This window comes from Microvirga lenta, from assembly GCF_020532555.1.
Classification (GTDB): Bacteria; Pseudomonadota; Alphaproteobacteria; order Rhizobiales; family Beijerinckiaceae; genus Microvirga; species Microvirga lenta.
In genome coordinates, this window is the sequence record NZ_JAJBBR010000003.1 from 20,942 (window position 1) to 41,428 (window position 20,487).

The window sequence follows — 20,487 nt, forward strand, 5'->3', positions numbered from 1 at the left end:
TCGGCGCATTTCCGGGATCCGCTCCGGTTCCCATCAGGGTTCCGCCGTGCTATCGCGCCCGCATATCCTACCCGAATGGAGCGGCCCCCTCATGCCGAGCGATCCGAAGCGCGTGACGCGCGCCCTGCTTTCCGTGTCCGACAAGACCGACCTCGTCGACTTCGCCCGTGCCCTGCACGAGCGCGGCATCGAGCTGGTCTCCACCGGCGGCACGCACAAGACGCTCGCCGAGGCGGGTCTGCCCGTGAAGGACGTGAGCGACGTCACCGGCTTCCCCGAAATGATGGACGGACGCGTGAAGACGCTCCATCCGGCGGTCCATGGCGGCCTTCTCGGCATCCGGGCCAATCCGGAGCATCAGGCGGCGATGCTCGCCCACGGCATCCATCCCATCGACCTCCTGGTGGTGAACCTCTATCCGTTCGAGGCGACGGTGGCGGCGAAGAAGCCCTACGACGACTGCATCGAGAACATCGATATCGGCGGGCCCGCCATGATCCGCGCCGCCGCCAAGAACCACGGCGACGTGGCCGTGGTGGTGGACAAGGCGGATTACGCCGCCGTGCTCGACGACCTCGCCGCCCAGGACGGCGCCGTGACCCTCACCCTGCGCCGCCGCCTGGCCCAGAAGGCCTATGCCCGCACCGCCGCCTACGACGCGGCGATCTCCAACTGGCTCGCCGCGGAACTCGGTGAGGAGACGCCGCCCTTCCGGGCGCTGGGCGGATCCATCGCCGAGGTGCTGCGCTACGGCGAGAACCCGCATCAATCCGCCGCCTTCTACCGCACGCCTGAGAACCGGCCGGGCGTGGCGACGGCCCGGCAGGTGCAGGGCAAGCAGCTCTCCTACAACAACATCAACGACACCGACGCGGCCTACGAGGCCGTGGCCGAGTTCCTGCCGGAACGCTCCGCCGCCGTGGTGATCGTCAAGCACGCCAATCCCTGCGGCGTGGCGGAGGGCACGACCCTTCGGGAAGCCTACGAGAAGGCGCTTCGCTGCGACCCGGTCTCGGCCTTCGGCGGCATCGTCGCCATGAACCGTCCGCTCGACGCGGAGGCCGCGCGCGCCATGACCGAGATCTTCACGGAGGTGATCATCGCGCCCGACGCCAGCGAGGAGGCCATCGCCATCGTCGCCGCCAAGAAGAACCTGCGCCTGCTGCTCGCCGGCGGCCTGCCCGATCCGCGCCAGGAGGGCCTGACCCTTCGCACCGTCGCGGGCGGCTTCCTCGCCCAGGGGCGCGACAACGCGGTGGTCGAGGCCATGGACCTGAAGGTGGTGACGAAGCGCGCGCCCAGCGACCGGGAGCTCGACGATCTTCGCTTCGCCTTCCGGGTCGCCAAGCACGTGAAGTCGAACGCCATCGTGTATGCCAAGGACGGCGCGACGGTCGGCATCGGCGCCGGCCAGATGAGCCGGGTCGATTCCTCGCGCATCGCCGCCTGGAAGGCCGCCGAGGCCGCGAAGGCCGCAGGGCTGCCCGAGACCCTCGCCAAGGGCTCGGTGGTGGCGTCGGACGCCTTCTTCCCCTTCGCGGACGGCCTGCTCGCGGCGGCGGAGGCCGGCGCCACGGCGGTGATCCAGCCCGGCGGCTCCATGCGCGACGAGGAGGTGATCCGCGCCGCCGACGAGGCGGGCCTCGCCATGGTGTTCACGGGCTACCGCCACTTCCGGCACTGACATCTCGTCCTACATCAGGATCATCCTCAACAAGGAGATCCTGATGATCGTCACCACCACGCCCACCGTCGAGGGCCGCCGCATCGCCTCGTACCGGGGAATCGTCACCGGCGAGGCCATCTTCGGCGCCAACGTCTTCCGCGATTTCTTCGCCTCGATCCGCGATGTGGTCGGCGGACGCTCGGGTTCCTACGAGCGGGTCCTGCGGGACGGGCGCGACACCGCCCTGCGCGAGATGATGGACGAGGCCGAGCGCCTGGGCGCCCACGCGATCGTGGGCGTGCAGCTCGATTACGGCGCGATCGGCGCCAACGAGGGCATGATGATGGTGACGGCCAACGGCACGGCCGTCACCCTGGAGTGACCGGCACTCAGAGCAGGAAGTCGCCCTTCGACAGGGCGGAGACACCCTTCAGGGTAACGGCGAAGTCCGACAGGCCGTCGCCGTTCACGTCGCCGTGGATCCTGACGCCGGCGCTCAACGTCTCGTAGCGCAGTTCTCCGGACCGGCCGCTGAACTCGGAATCGCCGATGAAGCTGAAGGCCTGGTTGCCGCTCTGGCCGCGGTCGGCATCGATGGCCTTCAGGTCGATCCTGTCGCCCTGCCGGCTGGAGAAATCGTAGATCGTGTCGCGGCCGCTCGCGGCAACCTTGCTGTGGCTGAGAGCCTTGAACACGAAGGCGTCCGCGCCCGATCCGCCGTAGAGCTTGTCGGCCCCGCGCCCGCCCATCAGGCGGTCCTCGCCGGCATAGCCTTTCAGCGTATCGCGACCCTTGCCGCCGTTGAGGCGGTCGTCGCCGGCATGGACGATCGCGTTGTAGTCGTTGGGATTCTCAAAAACCCCCGCCAGCAGCGAGGTCAGCTCCCCCTGGCTGATCTGGGGCACCCAGTCTTTCGCGATGCCGACGAAGGCCGGGTCCAGGGCCGCGATGTAGTGGGTCAGCAGGTGGTAATTGTATGCCGCGTCGGCGAGAAGGCCGAGGCCGACCGTCTTCTGCGTATCGCTGGAGCCCGGCGCGAAGAAGGAATTGGCGGTGTCGAGCAGGAGGGCGCCCTCGAAGGCGCCGATATAGCTGGGCGGTCCGTTGCGCACGATGTCGTGGCTGAAGATGATGTTGCTCTCGGACACGGTCGGCCAGCTGTAATTGCCGACCGGATCGCCCCATTGGACATAGTTGGTCAGCGGCGGGGCTCCGGGCGGGATCGAACTCGCGGGAATGCCGGGGGCGCCGAAGGTTTCGCCGTCCAGGCCGAGCTGCGCCGCCACATAGGCCGCCTCGCCGCCGCCGAGGGAATGACCGGTGACGAAGATGTCGTCGCGGGAGATGCCCAGATTGGCCGCGTACTGGACCACCTTCTTCGTGAAGTCGAGGGCGCGGTCGAAGGCGGGGGGAATGTCGCCCCGGTAGATCATGGCGTCGGCCAGGATCTGGGCGGCGACGAATTCCTTGTGATCCTCGAACCCTCCGATGTCCGTCCCCTCGAAGGCGACGATCACCTGTCCGGTAGCCGACAGGAAGGCGGCGCCGTAGAAGCCGGAGGCGACGTCGAGGGAGGTCAACGGCGTGCCGTGAGGGGGGAAGGTCGGCAGGGTCGACTTGGCGCCCTGCGTGTAGACCGAGAAGGAAGCCTGAAGGAACTCGGAGGTGGAGGGTCGTGTCATCGGAAGGCTCCGGAGCGAAGAAGCCTTACCATACGTTAGTTGAGATTAATTTCACGTGTCGTTTTCGTCATGTTTCAGACGCGGCGGACGCCGCTCAGGAGCCATCCGCCGGCGAGATAGAACAGGATCAGCACGGCGGGTCCTGCGGCCTGGGTCTGGAAGAGGTCGGTCGCCACCGCCACCGCGAGGGGAGCCAGGAACGAGGTGACCTTTCCCGACAGGGCGAGGAGCCCGAAATAGCGCCCCGCCTCCTGGGCCGGAACGAGACGCGCCAACATGCTGCGCGCCGAGGCCTGCAGCGGCCCCGCGACCGAGCCGATGACGAGGCCCAGCGCCAGGAACACCTTTTCCGGGGCGCTCCCGTAGAGCCCGTCTCCCGGTTCGGCCGGAACCGTGGGGATGACGAAGAAAATGTGGTCGCGGCCGAGCGACAGGACGCCGAGGCACACGAAGGCGAGAACGCAGATCGACCCCATGATCACCGGCTTGGCGCCGAAGCGGTCGTCGAGCCTGCCGCCGACCAGGGCGCCGAGGGTCCCGGTGACGGTGAGCAGGATGCCGAAGACGCCGAGCTCCACCGCCTGCCAGCCGAAGACACCTGCCCCGTAGATGCCGCCGAACGCGAAGAGCGCGACCAGCGCATCCTGGTAGACCATGTTGGCGACGAGGAACCGGACGAGGCCCCGGTGCCGGCGCGCATCGGCGATGGTGCGGCGCACCTGCGCCAGTCCCTGGCGGATTGCCGCCCCGGGCGAGAGCGTCGAGCGGGCGATGTCGGGGGTGAAGAGGAAGAGCGGCAGGATGAAGACGAGGAACCATATCGCCGAGAACGGACCGGTGACGCGGTCGCCCTCGCGGGAGGCCGGATCGAGGCCGAAGAGAGGATCGAGGCCGAGGAAGGTCCTGCCCGTCTCGGGATTGGCGGCCAGGAAGCCCAGGACGATCACGAGCGAGACGAGCCCGCCCAGATAGCCGATGGCCCAGCCGGTACCGGAGAGACGCCCGAACCGCTCCGGCGGCACGAGATGCGGGATCATGGCGTTGTTGAACACCGCCGCGACCTCGACCGCCACGGTGCCGACCGCAAAGCCCACGAGCGCGATGGGGATGGCGTGGGGCACGCCCGGCGCCGCGTGCCAGAGGATCCAGGACGAGGCGAAGAGCACGAGGCCGCAGACCGCGATCCAGGGCTTCTTGGGACCCGTCGCGTCGGCGATGGAGCCGAGGATCGGGGACAGGACCGCGAGGACGAGCCCCGCCGCCGCGGTCGCGAAGCCCCACAGGCTCTGCCCCGCCACCGGATCCGGCGCAAGGGCCGCCGCGAAATAGGGCGCGAACACGAAGGTGGTGACGAGGGTGAAGAAGGGCTGACAGGCCCAGTCGAACAGCAGCCAGCCGAGAATGGCGGGGCGGGAGGCGCTGCCGGATGCGGTGCTGGCATCGTCCCCGGCCTGTGGCGACGCCGTCGTCGCTGGGGAAGGGGATCCAATGTTCAACGGACAGGCTCCTAGCCCCTCCCCGGCCGCCCTCGGGGCGGTCGGGAAGATCGAGAATTCGAGGGAGAAGCCGAGCCTATATCAGCCTTTTGCGAGATCGCCCAGGAGGCTTGCCGCCACCGTCACCTTCGACAGGGTCAGACCCGACGAGACGATGTTGTTCACCGCGTTCCGGATCCGGTTCACGTCGGCGCCGCGCTTCTCGCTCCAGGTCTGCACGCCCTCGCCGCCGGAGACGTCCTGGGACACCACTTCCGCCGTGAGGTTGCGGTGGGCGGTGGCGATGCCGTCGATGGCCCGGTCGAGGGCGAGCCGGTCGAAATAGTCGCTGACGCTGATCTCCCGGGCGGCGCCGATGAGCGCGCCGAGCCGGAAGGCCGCCTCGATGGCGAAATGGGTGCAGGCGATGTCGATCACCGGCTTGCCGGTCTTCTGCGCCGTCAGCACGATGTCCGGCGCGGCGACGAGGTCGGGCAGGGAGGCGAGCTGGCGCGCCAGATCCGCCGGCGTGCCCTGCTCCACGAGCGCCTGCGTCCGCGCGTCCCATTCGGCGCGGGCCTCGGGCGAGAGGGTCTCGCCCAGGGTGCGCTCCACCTCCGCGATCCCGGTCTGGTAGATGCCGATGATCTCGTCGAGGGAATGGTTGGCGAAGTCCACATGGCGGATGAACCAGACGATCCGGTTCATCATCAGGTCCTGCAGCTCGCCGTAGAGCCGGAGCTGGAGCTGGCCCGGCACCACGCCGTCGAGGGCGTCGATGGCGGCGTTCATCTCGATCAGGCCGAAGGAATCGCGCGTGGCCGCATAGGCCGCCGCGATGGTGGGCGCGTCGGCGCCGGTCTGGTCGACCAGGCGGGCGATCATCGTGGCCCCGCCCCGGTTGATGATGGCGTTGGCGAGCTGGGTGGCGATGATCTCGCGCCGCAGGCGGTGGTTCGCGATGGCGTCGGGGAAGCGCTCGCGCATCTCCGACGGGAAATAGCGCTCCAGCTCCTTGCCGAGATAGGGATCGTCCGGCACCGGGCTCTCGAGGAGCTCGTCGTGCAGGGAGAGCTTGGCATAGGCGAGCAGCACCGCCAGCTCGGGCCGCGTCAGCCCCTCGCCGCGACGCCCGCGCTCGGCCAGAACCGCGTCGTCGGGCAGGTACTCCACCGTGCGGTTGAGGCGCCCCTGCGCCTCCAGCATGTGCATGAGCCGCCGCGCGAAGCCGAGATCGCCCGCGCCGCGCCGCTCCGACAGGGAGAGGGCCAGGGTCTGCAGGTAGTTGTTGCGCAGGACGAGCTTGGCGACCTCGTCGGTCATGTCCTCGAGGAGCCGGTTGCGGTCCGCCTCGCTGAGGCGGCCGTCGCGCTCGGGCTGGCTCAGGCCGATCTTGATGTTCACCTCCACGTCGGAGGTGTTGACGCCGGCCGAGTTGTCGATGGCGTCCGTGTTCAGGCGAACGCCCGCATGGGCCGCCTCGATGCGCCCGCGCTGGGTGACGCCGAGATTGGCGCCCTCGCCGATCACCTTGGCGCGCACGTCCGCCCCGGTGATGCGGATCGCGTCGTTGGCGCGATCGCCCACCTGCTCGTCGGTTTCGGACGAGGCGCGGATATAGGTGCCGATGCCGCCGAACCAGAGCAGGCCGACCTCGGCCTTCAGGATCGCGCTCATCACCTCGGCGGGCGTCGCCGCCGCCTTGTCGATGCCGAGCAGGGCGCGAACCTCGTCCGAGAGCGGGATCGACTTCGCGCTGCGCGGGAACACGCCGCCGCCCTTCGAGATGAGCGCCTTGTCGTAATCCTGCCAGCTCGAACGGGGCAGGTCGAACAGGCGCTGGCGCTCCAGGAAGGAGGTGTCCGGATCCGGGTTCGGGTCGAGGAAGATGTCGCGATGGTCGAACGCGGCCACGAGCTTGAGGCAGCGCGACAGCAGCATGCCGTTGCCGAACACGTCGCCCGACATGTCGCCCACGCCCGCCACGGTGACGGGCTGGGACTGGATGTCCACGTCCATCTCGCGGAAATGGCGCTTGACCGCCTCCCACGCGCCGCGGGCGGTGATGCCCATCTTCTTGTGGTCGTAGCCCTGGCTGCCGCCGGACGCGAAGGCGTCGCCGAGCCAGTGGCCCTTCTCGATGGAGAGCTCGTTCGCCGTGTCGGAGAAGGTGGCCGTGCCCTTGTCGGCCGCGACCACGAGATACGGATCGTCGCCGTCGTGGCGCACGGTGTCCGGCGGCGGCACCAGGCTGTCGCCGACGATGTTGTCGGTAAGCTGCAGCATGGTGCGCACGAAGATGCGGTAGCTCTCGGTCCCCTCCGCCAGCCAGGCCTGCCGGTCGCCCGGCGGCGGCAGGCGCTTGGGCACGAAGCCGCCCTTGGCGCCGACCGGCACGATGACGGCGTTCTTCACCTGCTGGGCCTTGACGAGCCCCAGCACCTCGGTGCGGAAATCCTGCGGACGGTCGGACCAGCGCAGGCCGCCGCGGGCGACCTTGCCGAAGCGCAGATGGATGCCCTCGACGCGGGGCGAATAGACGAAGATCTCGTAGAGCGGCCGCGGCAGCGGCAGACCTTCCACCTTGGCGCATTCGAACTTGAACGCGATGGTCTGGCGCGGCAGGCCGTTGCCTTCGAGCTGGAAGAAGTTGGTGCGGGCGGCCGCCTCGACGAGATTGATGAAGCGGCGCAGGATGCGATCGTCGTCCAGGCTCGTGACGTTCTTGAGCTGGTCCTCGATGGCGGCGCGGATCTCGGTCTCGGACGCGGCGCGGGCCTGCGCATCCTCGATGCGCGGGTCGAAGCGCGCGTAGAACAGCTCGACGATCCTGGTGGCGATGGCGCTGTGGCGCGCGAGCGTCTCGGCCAGGTAGTCCTGGGCATAGGGGATCTGGACCTGGCGCAGGTAGCGGCCGAGGGCCCGCATCATCGACACGTCGCGCCAGCCGAGGCCGGCCTCGAGCACGAGGCGGTTGAAGCCGTCGGATTCGGCCAAGCCCCTGAACAGGGCGAGCAGCGCCGCCTCGATCAGCTCCTGGATCTCGTTGATGTTGATGGCGCCGCCGGAGGCGCGCTCCAGGGTCATGTCGTGGAGCCAGACCCGGTCCATGCCGGACACACCGGTGGAGACGACCCGGTAGGTTCTCTCGTTGACGACGCGGAAGCCGAGGTTTTCCAGCAGGGGCACGCGCTCGGAGAGCGGCAGCGCCATGTTGCGCGAGAAAACCTTCAGGTTCACGCGGGTCTCGTTGTCGGCCTCGCGCCGGTAGAGATCCACGGCGCGCGGACGCGCCTCGGAGAGCTGCTCCAGGATGCTCACGTCCGCGATGGCGTGCTCGGCGCTGAAGGCCTCCCGGTAGGCGGCGCTGAACGCATCCGCATAGCGGGTCGCCAGGGCGCGGGCGCGGGCGCCGCCGATGGCCTCGGTCAGCTCGTCGCGCAGGGCGTCGGCCCAGGTGCGGACGATGCTGGAAATGCCCTCTTCCAGGGACTCGCGCGACACGCTGGGGGTCTCGCCCTCGTCGCGGCCGATGATGAAATGCGTGCGCGCCAGCGGCCCCTCGGGATAGGCCGGATAGGAGGCCGAGACGCGGCCCTCGAACACCCGGGCCAGGAACTCCCCGATCCGGCGCCGGGCGTAGGTGTCGTAGCGGTCCTTGGGCACGAAGACGAGCACGGACACGAAGCGGTCGAACTCGTCCACCCGCGCCAGCGCCCGCACCCGCGGGCGCTCCGACAGGTTCATGATGTCGATGGCGAAGCGGTAGAGCGTTTCCTCGTCGATCTGGAACAGCTCGTCGCGCGGATAATTCTCGAGCACGTTCAGCAGGCCGCGGCCGGCATAGCTCGACGGGTCGAAGCCCGCGCGGGCGATCACCTTGGCCACCTTGTGGCGCAGATGCGGAACCTCGCTTGCGGCGCTGGTATAGGCGCTCGCGGTGAAGAGGCCGACGATGCGCAATTCGCCCTGCAGATGTCCGTCGCCGTCGAAGAGCTTGACGCCGATATAGTCGAGATGGGCCCGGCGGTGGACCCGGGACTTCACGTTGGCCTTGGCGATGATGAGCGCCTTCGGGCGCGCCAGGAAGGCGCGGATCTCCGGCGTCATCGCCACGAGCTCGCGCCCGCGCCGGAGCACGCGCACGGACGGGTCGCGCAAGAGCCCGAGGCCCGAGCCCTCGACCGGATCGGCGGCGGTGTCGCCGGCCGGGAGGCGATACTCGCGGATGCCCAGGAAGGTGAAGTTGTCGCGGGCGATCCAGTCGAGGAAGGCGATGGCCTCCTTCACCTCGTCGTCCGGCAGCGGCGGCGGGTGAAGGCGGTAATTGTGGACGATCTCGGTGACGCGGGCGCGCATGCCCGGCCAGTCATGCACCGCCAGGGCCACGTCCTTGTGGACCCGGCGCATGGCGTCCAGCAGGCGCTCGCGCGCTTCCGCATCGTCGATGCGCGGCAGGTGGATGTGGATGAAGCTTTCGCGCTTCACGCCGACGCGCGTGGAGGCCGTGGCCTCGCCGACGAGGCGGATGAGGGCACCGTTCGCATCCCGCTCGACGGCCAGGATCGGGTGGGCCACGAGAAGCGGATCGTGGCCCTCGTCGACGATCTCGGCGAGGGTGGAATCGAGCAGGAAGGGCATGTTGTCGTTGACGATCTCGAGGATCGTCACGTCCCGGCGGCGCCCGCTGCGCTCCACTTCGAGATCGATGAGGCGGACATCCGCCGAGCCGCCGGCGCGGGGAGCCTTCAGGTGTTCGTAGGCCTCGGACGCGAGATCCGCGAGTGCCGTTGGGGAATAGGCCGCGAGATCCTCGGTCGGCACGCGCCCGAACAGATCCTGCAGGAAGGTCGATGGAATGGGCCTGTGCCCGGCCTCTAGGACGGCGACGGCCTCGGCCGTCAATTCGCTTCCGCTGGTCGGCGTTTCCAGCTTCATGCGCGCACCCTCTCGCTTATGATCGTTGGGGGAGCGTTGCCACAGACCGGGGGACCGCGCAACCGAAGCCGGTCGTTCTGCACACGAGAGCGCCGGCCTCCGATGGAAAACGACCGGTTAGGCTGTCCGATCCCTCTTTGGGGCAGATTTCTGTCGTGACGAAGGGGAAAGAGCGATCAGGGCAAAAAGAAAGCCGCCCGAAGGCGGCTGCTGATCTCGACTTGTAGAAGTGGCCCGGCCCGCCGAATCGTCCCGGAGGGCTGGGGGGCTGACGTGTCCGAGGCGGTCAAGAGAGCCGGGCCGTCGAGGCAACACTAGAAGCATCAACATCTAGTGGGGCCACGTAACGGCACGATTACGGCAACAATAAGATTCGCCTGACGAAGGCGTGAGTTATCGCCCGTTAACGGGTTGATCGGATGCTGTCTCGTACCCATCATCAGGGATGAAGAGGCGTCACACAGGAGGCATCATGAGCGAAGGCGACATCTCAGAGACGTCGCGCGGCGGCACCGGCCACGGCTCGGCCCAGGTCCTCCCCTTCCCCGCCGCGCAGAAACAGGTTTCCTTCAACCGGGCCGAACTTCAGACCATCCTCAATCTCTACGGCCGCAAGGTTGCGGAAGGCGAGTGGCGGGACTACGCCATCGACTTCCTGGCCGACAAGGCGGTCTTCTCCATCTACCGGCGCACCTCCGAGGTGCCCCTCTACCGGATCGAGAAGGATCCGAAGCTCGCCAAGAAGCAGGGCGCCTATTCGGTCATCGTCTCGTCGGGCCTGATCCTCAAGCGCGGGCACGAGCTCGACCGGGTGCTCAACGTGCTCGACAAGAAGCTGAAGGTCGTCTCCTGATCAGGCGTCCTCCGCCCTCGCGGGCAGCGCGAGCAGCCAGAGGGTCGATGCGAACACGCCGGCGGCGCCCGTCCACAGCACGGGCCGGATGCCGATCCGGTCGGCGATGAGCCCTGCCGTGAGCGCGGCGACGAGGCCGAGCCCGCCGGTCAAAAGATGCAGGGTCCCGCCCTCGCGCCCGCGCAGGGCATCGGGCGTCACCCGCTGGCGCAGGGCGACCGCGTTGGTGTGGAACAGCACGTAGAGACCGTCGCCGAAGATCTGCGCCGTGACGAGCAGCGCCACCGCGAGCCAGAGCGGCCCCTGCGCCAGGGGAATGAAGCAGATCACCACCCCATAGGCCAGAAGCGCCCCGATCAGGAGCCTGCGGGCGGGAAAGCGCGCCCCCGCCGCCGCCGCGAAGCGCGCCCCGACCAAGGCGCTGAGGCCGCCGAAAGCCACGATGAAGCCGAGAACGGCGGGCTCGATGCCGAGATCGCGCACCGCATAGAGCACGTAGAGCGGCGCGAAGAAGCTGAGGAAGAAGGCCAGCGTCGCCAGACAGAGCGTCAGCGGCCGCAGGGTCGGGTGCGCGAACACGAAGCGCATGCCCTCGGCGGTCTCCCGCCAGATGTCCGGCGCCGTCTCGCCCGTCGCGAGCGGCGCCTCGGGCCGCTTGATGCTGCCCAGGAGCGCGGCGGACCAGAGATAGGACAGAGCGTCCGCCAGGATGGCGAAGGGCGCCGTCAGGAGCTGGATGAGCACGCCCGCCAGGGCCGGACCGGCGATCTCCGCCACCGCGTCGGTGGTAGCGAGCTTCGCGTTTCCTTCGAGGAGCTGGTCGCGCTCCACGACCGTGGGCAGATAGGCGTTGTCCGCCGTCTGGAAGATCATCGAAAAGAGGGCGACCACGGTCGCGACGCCGATGATCTGGCCGATGGTGATGGCCCCGAACCAGGCCATGACCGGCAGGGTCATGAGAGCGGCGGCCCGGACCAGATCGGCCATGATGAGCACGCGGCGGCGGCGCGTCCTGTCGATCCAGGCGCCGACGAAGGGGCTCAAGGCCACCCCCGGCACCATGCTCAGGGCGACGAGGAGCCCGAGATCGGTCGCGGAGGCGCCGAGCGTCAGGGCCGCGATGATCGGCAGGCCCTCCCGGGTGAAGCGGGCGCCGACGGCGGACAGGCTCTGGGCCGCCCACAGGCGCAGGAAATCGGGATTGTCCCAGAGGCCGCCGCTCGGCCGGCGGATGAGGGCCGCGAACACGGGAGCGCCTCAGGCGACGGGGCGCGTGGGCGGCTGCGCGGTGCCGGGGCCGAGGGGGCGCTGCATGAGAACGCTGGAGAGCCAGCGTCCATGCTTGTAGCCGATGCCCTTGAAGACGCCGACCGGCGCGAAGCCGAGGCTCGCATGCAGCCCGATGGAGCCGTGGGATTCCTCGTCTCCGATCACCGCCACCATGAGGCGGAAATCCCGCGCCTCGCATTCGCCGATCAGCGCTTCGAGGAGCCTGCGCCCGACGCCCTGCCCCTGCGCCGCGGGATCGATGTAGATCGAGTCCTCCACCGTGGAGCGGTAGGCCGGACGCACCCGGTAGGGCCCCGCATAGGCATAGCCGAGAACGGCGCCGTCCCGTTCGGCCACGAGATAGGGAAAGCCGCCGTCGAGCAGCGCGGCCCGGCGCCGGGCCATCTCCGCCTCGTCCGGCGGGTCGAGCTCGAACGAGGCCGTGCCGTGCCTCACCGCATGGGCGTAGATCGCGGCGATGCGGGGCAGGTCGGAATCGCGGGAGGGGCGGACGAGGAGGCTCATACCCTCTCCTACTGCCGCGCTTTGCGGCGCGCAACGGCCATGAAAAAAGCCCCGGCCTTTCGGCCGGGGCTCCTTGGAACCGTCAGGTTCGCCGTTCTTACTCGTTGCGGTTGCCCACGAGGGCGAGCAGGAACTGGAACATGTTGATGAAGTCCAGGTACAGCGTCAGGGCGCCGAACACGGAGACCTTGGCGGCCGCTTCGGAGTCGAAGTTGCCGTAAAGGTACATCTCCTTCAGCTTCTGCGTGTCGTAGGCGGTGAGGCCCGCGAAGATCAGAACGCCGATCACCGAGATGCCGAACTGCAGCGCGCTCGACACGAGGAAGATGTTGACGATCGAAGCCAGGATCAGGCCGACGAGGCCCATGATCAGGAACGAGCCCATGCCCGACAGGCTGCGGTTGGTGGTGTAGCCCCACAGGGACAGCGAGCCGAAGGCCGCCGCCGTGATGAAGAACACCTGGACGACGCTCGCGCCGGTGTAGCGGATGAGGATCGTCGAGAGCGAGGCGCCCATCACCGCAGCAAAAGCGAAGAAGGTGCCGCGCGCCGACGCGGCGCTCATCCGGTCCATCCGGAACGAGAAGAAGAAGATGAAGGCCAGAGGCGCCAGCGCCACAATCCACATCAGCGGCGTGGTGTAGAGAGTCACGCCGAACTGGGTCAGGCCGATGCTGCCGATCCGGGCGACCGCCTGAGACGGATCGCTCGTCGTGGCGAGCATGTTCACGCCAAGAGCCACCAGAGCCGAGATGGCCAGGCCCAGGATCATGTTGTTGTAGACGCCGAGCATGAAGGCGCGCAGGCCCTGATCGACCTGTGCTGCCGTCCGGGCAAAGCCGGTGCCAGTGGCGTATTGGTTTTGCTCATACGGTTGCATCGGAGTCCTTTCTCACGGTGTCCCGTCGATGTTCCCTCGGAAAGGCTGGGAAGTCAGCCCCCGGTCGCCGCATTCCCGGCGACGACCAGAATATGAGAGGTCGGGCCCGCTTCCGCAAGGGGGAAGGTCAAGCTTCAAGCCTTCGTGAAAGCAGCAGAGTTGCTGCTCCTCGCAAACTTAACCAACAAGAAGCCCGCAGCCCTGTCGTATAGCCAGGCTGACGGGCGAACCGGTTAAAGGTTTCTCAAGTATAAAGCCGGTTTTTGACTCAGGATTCGCCAGGTCCCCAGCAGCCCCAGCCCCACCGCCACCAGAACCGCGAGGCCCGAGGCCAGGACGGCGCCGGACAAATCTAGGGAAAAGCCCAGATTCATCACCCGCGTGATGATGAAGTAAGCCGCAAGAGTGCCGGCCAGAAGGCCGAAAACCGCCGTCGCCAGCCCAAGGAGCCCGTATTCGAGGGCATAGGCCGAGAGCAGGCGGGCCCGGGTGGCGCCCAGGGTCTTGAGCACCACCGCATCGTAGAGCCGCGCCCGGTGGCCGGCCGCGAGCGCGCCGGCGAGCACCAGGAGGCTCGCGACGAGCGCGATGGAGCTCGCGCCGCGAATCGCCATGACGAGCTGGGACACCACGTCGTTGACCGCCTCCAGCGCGTCCTTCACCCGCACGCTCGTGACCATGGGATAGGCCTGGGCGGCGCTGCGCAGGATGCGCGCGTCGGTGGCCGCGTCCGAACCGTCGGGATAGGTGACGGTGGCCAGATGGGTGTGCGGCGCGCCCGCGAAGGCGTTGGGCGAGAACACCATGACGAAGTTGATGCCCATGGAGCGCCATTCCACGTGGCGCAGATTGGCGATGGTGGCGGCGATGTTGCGCCCCAGCACGTTGACGACGATTTCGTCGCCGATCTTCAGCCCCAGCCCCTCGGCGATCTTGCGGTCGAAGGAGACGAGCGGCTTGCCCCGGTAATCCTCGGGCCACCACTCGCCCTCCACGACCTCGGTGCCTTCCGGCGGCGCCTTGGCGTAGGTGATGCCGCGGTCGCCTTCGAGCACCCAGGACACGTCCTCCTGCGCCTTGACCTCGCTTACCGGAACGCCGCCGAGGGAAACGAGGCGCCCGCGCATCATCGGCACGCGCTGGATCTCCGCATCGGCCCGCTGGGTCCTGAGGAAATCCTCGAAGGCGTCGGCCTGGGCGTTGGGAATGTCGAGGAAGAAGAAGCTCGGCGCCCGCTCCGGCAGGGTCTGCTGGAGCTGGCGCGTGAGGTTGCTGTCGATGAGCGCGAGCGTCACGAGGAGCGTGATGCCGAGCCCCAGGGACAGGACGAGGGACGGGGTCAGGGCGCCCGGGCGGTGGATGTTGGAAAGGGCGAGCCGCGGCGCCGTGCGCCGGGGGCGCGGCAGGCGCCGGGCCACCGCCATGATGCCGGTCGCCACCAGGCGCAGCAGCACGAAGGACCCGGCGGCCGCGGCCACGAACATGAGCGCGATGCGCCGGTCGTAGGCCGCCAGCACCGCGAGCCCCACCAGGGCCGCCACGGAGACGGCGAGCGCCGCGAGATAGCGCTTGCGCGGCCAGCGCCGCTCCGGATCGATCTGGTCGCGGAAGAGGCCCGACACCTGCACGTCGTGGGCCCGCCCCAGGGGCGCGAGGGCGAAGACCAGGGCGGTGAGCACGCCGTAGAGCAGCGCGACGCCGAGCTCGGCCCAGGCCAGGGGAGGCTGGATCGGGATCGGCAGGAGATGGCCGAAGAGGCCCGTGACGACGAACGGCAGGGCGGCGCCGACCAGGAGGCCGATGCCGATGCCCACCGCCGCGATCATCATGACCTGGGTCAGGTAGAGCATGACCACCTGTCCGCCGGGCGCGCCGAGGCTCTTCAGGGTCGCGATGGAGGCCCGCTTGCGGTCGACGAAGCCGCGCACCGCATTGGCGACGCCGACGCCGCCCACGAGCAGCGCGGTCAGACCGACCAGGGTCAGGAACTGGGTGAAGCGCTCGATGTTGCGGGCGAAGCGCGGATCGGCATTGAGGCGCGTGCGGACGTTCCAGCCCGCCTCCGGGAGGGCCCGCCCGACCTCGGCCTCCACCTGCGCGAGCCCCTCCTCGGTGGAAAGGGCGGGCGGCAGGGTCAGCCGGTAGGTCCAGCGCACGAGACTGCCGGGCTGGACGAGCCCGGTGGCCTGCAGGGCCTCCTGGGAGACGAGGAGGCGCGGGCCGAAGCCGATGCCGCTGGCGATCTTGTCGGGCTCCGACACGAGGCTCGCCCGCAGCTCGACGGTGGCTCCTCCCACCGTGACGCGGTCCCCGACCTTGAGGTCGAGCCGCGCCAGCAGGGCGGGATCGGCGGCCGCCCCGAAGGCGCCGTCCCGGGCGGCGAAGAGGTCGGCCGGCGCGAAGGGCGGGTCCGTCTCCAGGGTTCCGACCCGCGGATAGGCGGCATCCACCGCCTTCAGCTCGACGAGGGCGGAGCCCTTCTCGCCGGCCACCGCCATGGCGCGCATGGTCGCGATGGTGTTCGCCTCCCCCTTCGAGGCGAGGAAGGCGCGCTCGGCCTGGCTGGCCTCGCGCTGGAGCAGGGAGAAGGCCATGTCGCCGCCGAGGATGCGGCGTCCCTCGCGGCCGATCCCGTCCGTGAGCGAGCGCGACAGGGACGAGACGCCCGCGATCGCCGCCACGCCCAGCGCGATGCAGGCGAGAAAGATGCCGAAGCCCTTCAGGCCGCCGCGCAGCTCGCGCAGGGCGAGGCGCAGCACGAGGGGAAGGCCGCTGGACGCGGGGATCGGCCGCCGCTGCGGTTGGGCCGGAATGGTGCCGTGCATGGGGTCCCGCCTTGTCCTTTAAGCCGCCGCCACCGCGTCGGCCTCGATCCGGCCCGAGCGCAGCCGCACGGTCCGGTCGCAGAGACGGGCGAGATTGAGGTCGTGGGTCACGAGGACCAGGGTGGCGCCCCGGTCGCGCTTGAGGGCGAAGAGCAGGTCGACGATGGAGCCGCCCGTGTTCTCGTCGAGGTTTCCGGTGGGCTCGTCCGCCACCAGGATCGCCGGGTTGGGCACGATGGCGCGGGCGATGGCCACGCGCTGCTGCTCGCCGCCCGAAAGCTGGGCCGGGTAATGGTGCAGGCGATGGCCGAGGCCCACCGCCTGCATCTCCGCCTCCGCCCGCTCGAACGCGTCGTCCTCGCCCGCGAGTTCCAGGGGCAGGGCCACGTTTTCGAGGGCCGTCATGGTCGGGACGAGGTGGAAGGACTGGAACACGATGCCGATGCGCCGGCCGCGGAAGCGCGCCAGCGCGTCCTCGTCGAGCCCGGACAGGTCGGTGCCGTCGACGATCACCCGGCCGGAATCGGGGCGCTCCAGCCCCGCCATGGTCATGAGGAGGGTCGACTTGCCGGACCCGGAGGGACCGACGAGGCCCACCGCCTCGCCCCGGCCGATCTCGAGGGAGACTCCCTTGAGGATATGCACCCGCGCGGCCCCGCGCCCGAGGCTCAAATCCACATCCTGCAGCGCGATGGCCTTGTCCTGCATGCCCGATCACCCGATCTGTTGGAAGATTTCGCCGAGAGCCTCGGCATAGTCCGAACACATATGGGAAGCATACCGATGAAGCGCCAATCCGGCCCATTCATGACGATCATTTTTGCGTGTGCGGCGGCCCTTGCCGCCGTGGTCGTCCCCGTCCACGCCCCCGTGGCGCAGGAGGATCCGATCCGCCTCGTGGCCCTGGGCGACAGCCTCACGGCCGGTTACGGGCTGCCGCAGGAGGCGGCTTTTCCGGTGGTGCTGGAGCGGGCCCTGAAGGCCAAGGGCTACAATGTGGAGATCGCCAATGCGGGCGTGTCCGGCGACACCGCCACGGCCGGGCTCGACCGGCTCGACTGGTCGGTGCCCGACGGGACCGACGGCGTCATCGTGGAGCTCGGCGCCAACGACATGCTGCGCGGGGTGGACCCGAGCGTGCCGCGCAAGGCCATCGACACCATCGTGACCCGGCTGAAGGAGCGCGGCATCCCGGTGATGCTCGCGGGCATGTACGCCTCGCGCAATCTGGGGCCCGACTACGTGCAGAAGTTCGACAGCCTCTATCCGGACATTGCGAAGAAGCACGACCTTGTGCTCTATCCCTTCTTCCTGGATGGAGTCGCCGGCGAGCGGTCCCTCAACCTTCAGGACGGGATCCATCCCACCGCGAAGGGCGTCGAGATCATCGTCGAGCGCATCCTGCCCACCGTCGAGACCTTTCTCGCCCGCATCTCCCAGCGCTGATTCCCGTCGGCGCGTCCCTCACGACCGAACGCGGCAGGCTCCCTGCCGCGAGGAGCTTCAGCATGGACTATCGCCGCCTCGGCCGCACCGATCTCAATGTCAGCCTCATCTGCCTCGGCACCATGACCTGGGGGCAGCAGAACACCGAGGCCGACGGCCACGCGCAGATGGACTACGCCCTCGACCAGGGCATCAACTTCTTCGACACGGCGGAGCTCTACTCGATTCCGCCCAAGGCGGAGACGCAGGGCTCGACCGAGCGGATCATCGGCTCCTGGTTCAAGGCGCGCGGGAACCGGGACAAGGTGATCCTCGCCTCCAAGGTCGTCGGCCGCTCCGAGAACACCTGGTTCCGGGACGACGGCTCCCCGGCCGAGCTGTCCCGCGCCCAGATCGAGGAGGCGGTGAACAAGAGCCTCAAGCGGCTCCAGACCGACTATATCGACCTCTATCAGATCCACTGGCCCGACCGGCCCATGCCCTGGGGCTCGAACCCCACGATCTTCCGCCACAAGCAGGCGGAGTCCCACCCGATCCAGGAAACCCTGGAGATCATGCGCGACCTGGTGAAGGCCGGGAAGATCCGCCACCTCGGCCTCTCCAACGAGAGCGCCTGGGGCGCCATGACCTTCCTGAAATGCGCCGAGGCCGACCCGAGCCTGCCGCGGGTGCAGTCGATCCAGAACGCCTACAGCCTGCTCAACCGCACCTACGAGGTGGCTTTGGCCGAGGTCAGCATGCGCGAGGAGGCGGGTCTGCTCGCCTATTCGCCGCTGGCGCAGGGCTATCTGACCGGCAAGTATCTCGACGGCGCCCGGCCGGCGGGGGCGCGCTCCACCCTGTTCAACCGCGGCCAGCGCTACGAGACGCCGGGGGCCGAGCCCGCCATCCGCAAATACGTGGCGCTCGCCCGCGAGTTCGGCCTCGACCCGGCCCAGATGGCCATCGCGTTCGCCAATTCCCGCCCCTTCGTGACCTCGACCATCATCGGCGCCACCACGATGGAGCAGCTGAAGACCGACATCGCGGCCGTGAACGTGACGATCACCCCCGAGCTGGAGGAGCGCATCGACGCCATCCATCTCCAGCACTGCAATCCGTGCCCGTAAATAGGCCCTCAGCACCGTCATTCCGGGGCACCCCTCTGGGGCGAGCCCGGAACCCATGAACTCGACAGGTTCAAGAAAGGACTGTGAGCGCTTCGCTTCATTCCGCACCGTCAGTGGCTCTGGGTTTCCGGTTTCGCGCGGCCCTTCGGGTCGGGCTCCGCGTTCGCGGCCCCGGAATGACGGCGGCGCCCCCGGAACAAATGCGACTGTTGATCGTCTGATTCTTCGTCTTGCGGGGGCGGCCCGTCCGCCCCCATGATCGACGACACATCCGCCAGGCCAGGAGGTGCCGCATGCCACGCCTGTTCACCGGCATCGAAATCCCCGCCGATATCGGCCTTCAGCTCTCGAGCTATCGCGGCGGCCTTCCCGGCGCCCGCTGGATCGACCCCGAAAACTACCACATCACCCTGCGCTTCATCGGCGACATCGACGAGCGCACCGCCGGCGACGTGTTCTCGATCCTCGGCGACGGGCGCCGGCGCGAGCCCATCGCCGTCACCATCGACGGCCTCGCCACCTTCGGGGGCGAGCGGCCCCGGGTGGTCTTCGCCCGCGCCTCGGGCAACGGCGAGCTCAACGAGCTTCAGGCCGAGCAGGAGCGCCTGGTGCGAAAGGTCGGCCTGCCGCCGGAGAAGCGCAAGTTCACGCCGCACGTGACCCTGGCCCGCCTGCGCGACGCCTCGCCCATCGACGTGGCGGATTATTTCTCGACGCGCGGCCACTTCCCGCGCCTGACCTTCACGGCCCGCCGCTTCGTGCTGTTCTCGTCGCGGGATTCCGTCGGCGGCGGCCCCTACGTGGTCGAGGCGGCCTATCCGCTGGGCTGAAAGGCCGGCCCGAGGCCGTCAGCGCTTCCGGGCGAGGCGGCCGGAGATGTCGTCATGCGGGTCCGGGAGATGGGCCGGAACAGCTATCAGCCGCCGCTCGTCGGCGCCGGTGGCGACCCGCACGGGCTGAAGGGTCAGGCTCATAAGCGGAAATTCTGCCGTTCGAGGTGCAGATAGCTGCGGTCGAACTCGCCCGCCTCCTGCAGCCTGTCCCAATCCGGAACGGTCAGCTGGGTTCCCTTGGTCCGGATGAGGCCGTCGGCCCTCAGATCCTGGAAGATCCGGTTGACGTGAACCGTCGAAAGGCCGAGGGCATCGCCGAACTCGGCCTGGGTGATCGGCAGGTCGCAGGTATGGCCCTCGGCCTTTTCGACCGCATTCAGGCGCACCAGCATCTCGCACAGAAGATGGGCGATGCGGCTGTAGGCCTCGCGCCGGCCGATGCTGGTCATCCATTCGCGGAAGATGGCGGCATCGACAAGCGTGCTGCGCCATAGGGCGCTCGCGATCCGGGGATGGCGCTCGCAGAGGGTGCGCAGGGCGTCGTGCGGGATGAACCCCACCGTGCAGGGACTGAGCGTGCCGATGCTGTTGTCCAGCATCCTCAGGTGAAGGCTCTGCAGATCGGGAATGTCGCCGACGATGTTGAAGGCGACGATCTGGCGCCTGCCTTCTCCCGTGATCTTGTAGGTGCAGGCGAAGCCGTCGAGGACCAGGCACGACCGGGAGGGGCTGTCGCCCTCGCGGACGATGTCCTGATCGGGCCGGATGTCCACCACCTGCATCGGCAGGTTCAGGATCGCGCCCTTCTCGTCGTCCGAGAGCGTGAAGACGCTCTCGAGCTTGCGGATCATGGGATGGGAATGGATGTCGGGAAGAGATGTCGATGCCATCGCCGCGCCCTTCTGTTCGAGGCGGGAGCGCACGCGTCTCTCAGCCAACGGCGCCAATGTTCGATTGCCGATGATGGGACGACGATACATCATATG

General features: G+C 68.6%; 16 protein-coding genes. 6 read left to right on the plus strand and 10 right to left on the minus strand.

The genetic code is table 11. The features are described 5' to 3' along the window. Positions 1-91 precede the first annotated feature (91 nt). Together purH and LGR44_RS05215 are read left to right on the plus strand one after the other, a co-directional pair. Positions 92-1,684: a bifunctional phosphoribosylaminoimidazolecarboxamide formyltransferase/IMP cyclohydrolase gene (gene purH / locus LGR44_RS05210; protein ID WP_226737996.1), complete on the plus strand. Its 1,593-nt coding sequence runs from the start codon at positions 92-94 to the stop codon at positions 1,682-1,684. 43 nt (positions 1,685-1,727) lie between these two features. Further along, positions 1,728-2,048 carry a heavy metal-binding domain-containing protein gene (locus tag LGR44_RS05215; protein ID WP_226737998.1) on the plus strand — a complete coding sequence of 107 codons (321 nt, stop codon included), beginning with the start codon at positions 1,728-1,730 and terminating at the stop codon, positions 2,046-2,048. A 7-nt stretch (positions 2,049-2,055) separates the two neighbouring features. Here LGR44_RS05215 and LGR44_RS05220 read toward each other — a convergent pair whose 3' ends face one another. From LGR44_RS05220 to LGR44_RS05230, 3 genes are all read right to left on the minus strand, one after another. Then, positions 2,056-3,348, minus strand: coding sequence for a M10 family metallopeptidase C-terminal domain-containing protein (locus LGR44_RS05220; RefSeq protein ID WP_226738001.1), 1,293 nt, complete (start codon positions 3,346-3,348; stop codon positions 2,056-2,058). Positions 3,349-3,422: 74 nt separating this feature from the next. Continuing rightward, positions 3,423-4,844: an MFS transporter gene (locus tag LGR44_RS05225; protein ID WP_404809903.1), complete on the minus strand. Its 1,422-nt coding sequence runs from the start codon at positions 4,842-4,844 to the stop codon at positions 3,423-3,425. Between the two features lie 81 nt (positions 4,845-4,925). Next, positions 4,926-9,761, minus strand: a complete 4,836-nt coding sequence (locus LGR44_RS05230) for an NAD-glutamate dehydrogenase (RefSeq protein ID WP_226738003.1) — start codon at positions 9,759-9,761, stop codon at positions 4,926-4,928. A 472-nt stretch (positions 9,762-10,233) separates the two neighbouring features. Between LGR44_RS05230 and LGR44_RS05235 the strand changes: the two genes are divergently transcribed. Beyond that, entirely contained in the window at positions 10,234-10,614 is a 381-nt protein-coding gene (locus tag LGR44_RS05235) for a DUF2794 domain-containing protein (protein WP_226738005.1), read from the plus strand. Here LGR44_RS05235 and LGR44_RS05240 read toward each other — a convergent pair whose 3' ends face one another. The 5 genes from LGR44_RS05240 to LGR44_RS05260 form a co-directional block, all read right to left on the minus strand. Beyond that, positions 10,615-11,862, minus strand: coding sequence for an MFS transporter (locus LGR44_RS05240; RefSeq protein ID WP_226738007.1), 1,248 nt, complete (start codon positions 11,860-11,862; stop codon positions 10,615-10,617). A 9-nt stretch (positions 11,863-11,871) separates the two neighbouring features. Then, positions 11,872-12,408 (minus strand): GNAT family N-acetyltransferase, encoded by a 537-nt coding sequence (locus tag LGR44_RS05245; protein WP_226738010.1) that lies wholly within the window; start codon positions 12,406-12,408, stop codon positions 11,872-11,874. A gap of 97 nt (positions 12,409-12,505) precedes the next feature. Then, positions 12,506-13,288 carry a Bax inhibitor-1/YccA family protein gene (locus tag LGR44_RS05250; protein WP_226738012.1) on the minus strand — a complete coding sequence of 261 codons (783 nt, stop codon included), beginning with the start codon at positions 13,286-13,288 and terminating at the stop codon, positions 12,506-12,508. Positions 13,289-13,521: 233 nt separating this feature from the next. Then, on the minus strand, positions 13,522-16,113 hold the full coding sequence (locus LGR44_RS05255; RefSeq protein WP_226738013.1) for an ABC transporter permease: 2,592 nt from the start codon (positions 16,111-16,113) through the stop codon (positions 13,522-13,524). A gap of 18 nt (positions 16,114-16,131) precedes the next feature. Next, on the minus strand, positions 16,132-16,821 hold the full coding sequence (locus tag LGR44_RS05260) for an ABC transporter ATP-binding protein (protein ID WP_226738015.1): 690 nt from the start codon (positions 16,819-16,821) through the stop codon (positions 16,132-16,134). 75 nt (positions 16,822-16,896) lie between these two features. Between LGR44_RS05260 and LGR44_RS05265 the strand changes: the two genes are divergently transcribed. The 3 genes from LGR44_RS05265 to thpR all read left to right on the plus strand — a co-directional run bounded on the left by LGR44_RS05265 (position 16,897) and on the right by thpR (position 19,498). After that, entirely contained in the window at positions 16,897-17,559 is a 663-nt protein-coding gene (locus tag LGR44_RS05265) for an arylesterase (RefSeq protein WP_226738017.1), read from the plus strand. Positions 17,560-17,621: 62 nt separating this feature from the next. Then, positions 17,622-18,668, plus strand: a complete 1,047-nt coding sequence (locus LGR44_RS05270; protein ID WP_226738019.1) for an aldo/keto reductase — start codon at positions 17,622-17,624, stop codon at positions 18,666-18,668. 293 nt (positions 18,669-18,961) lie between these two features. Next, complete coding sequence (gene thpR, locus LGR44_RS05275) at positions 18,962-19,498, plus strand: RNA 2',3'-cyclic phosphodiesterase (RefSeq protein ID WP_226738021.1); 537 nt, start codon at positions 18,962-18,964, stop codon at positions 19,496-19,498. An 18-nt stretch (positions 19,499-19,516) separates the two neighbouring features. Here the strand turns inward: thpR and LGR44_RS21745 are convergent, their stop codons facing one another. Both LGR44_RS21745 and LGR44_RS05280 read right to left on the minus strand, forming a co-directional pair. Then, the gene (locus LGR44_RS21745; protein WP_264196355.1) at positions 19,517-19,642 is read right to left on the minus strand and encodes a hypothetical protein; all 126 of its coding nucleotides are present in this window, start codon (positions 19,640-19,642) and stop codon (positions 19,517-19,519) included. Continuing rightward, entirely contained in the window at positions 19,639-20,391 is a 753-nt protein-coding gene (locus tag LGR44_RS05280) for a Crp/Fnr family transcriptional regulator (protein WP_226738023.1), read from the minus strand. The genes LGR44_RS21745 and LGR44_RS05280 overlap by 4 nt, the downstream gene beginning before the upstream one ends. Between the last annotated feature and the right edge of the window lie 96 nt (positions 20,392-20,487).

Excerpts from the sequence above, each read along its gene's own strand:
- LGR44_RS05260 (WP_226738015.1), bottom strand. The coding sequence starts at position 16,821 with ATGCAGGACAAGGCCATCGCGCTGCAGGATGTGGATTTGAGCCTCGGG.
- LGR44_RS05215 (WP_226737998.1), top strand. The coding sequence starts at position 1,728 with ATGATCGTCACCACCACGCCCACCGTCGAGGGCCGCCGCATCGCCTCG.
- LGR44_RS05230 (WP_226738003.1), bottom strand. The coding sequence starts at position 9,761 with ATGAAGCTGGAAACGCCGACCAGCGGAAGCGAATTGACGGCCGAGGCC.
- LGR44_RS21745 (WP_264196355.1), bottom strand. The coding sequence starts at position 19,642 with ATGAGCCTGACCCTTCAGCCCGTGCGGGTCGCCACCGGCGCCGACGAG.
- LGR44_RS05245 (WP_226738010.1), bottom strand. The coding sequence starts at position 12,408 with ATGAGCCTCCTCGTCCGCCCCTCCCGCGATTCCGACCTGCCCCGCATC.
- LGR44_RS05235 (WP_226738005.1), top strand. The coding sequence starts at position 10,234 with ATGAGCGAAGGCGACATCTCAGAGACGTCGCGCGGCGGCACCGGCCAC.
- LGR44_RS05280 (WP_226738023.1), bottom strand. The coding sequence starts at position 20,391 with ATGGCATCGACATCTCTTCCCGACATCCATTCCCATCCCATGATCCGC.
- LGR44_RS05220 (WP_226738001.1), bottom strand. The coding sequence starts at position 3,348 with ATGACACGACCCTCCACCTCCGAGTTCCTTCAGGCTTCCTTCTCGGTC.
- LGR44_RS05250 (WP_226738012.1), bottom strand. The coding sequence starts at position 13,288 with ATGCAACCGTATGAGCAAAACCAATACGCCACTGGCACCGGCTTTGCC.
- LGR44_RS05255 (WP_226738013.1), bottom strand. The coding sequence starts at position 16,113 with ATGCACGGCACCATTCCGGCCCAACCGCAGCGGCGGCCGATCCCCGCG.
- LGR44_RS05270 (WP_226738019.1), top strand. The coding sequence starts at position 17,622 with ATGGACTATCGCCGCCTCGGCCGCACCGATCTCAATGTCAGCCTCATC.
- purH (WP_226737996.1), top strand. The coding sequence starts at position 92 with ATGCCGAGCGATCCGAAGCGCGTGACGCGCGCCCTGCTTTCCGTGTCC.
- thpR (WP_226738021.1), top strand. The coding sequence starts at position 18,962 with ATGCCACGCCTGTTCACCGGCATCGAAATCCCCGCCGATATCGGCCTT.
- LGR44_RS05265 (WP_226738017.1), top strand. The coding sequence starts at position 16,897 with ATGAAGCGCCAATCCGGCCCATTCATGACGATCATTTTTGCGTGTGCG.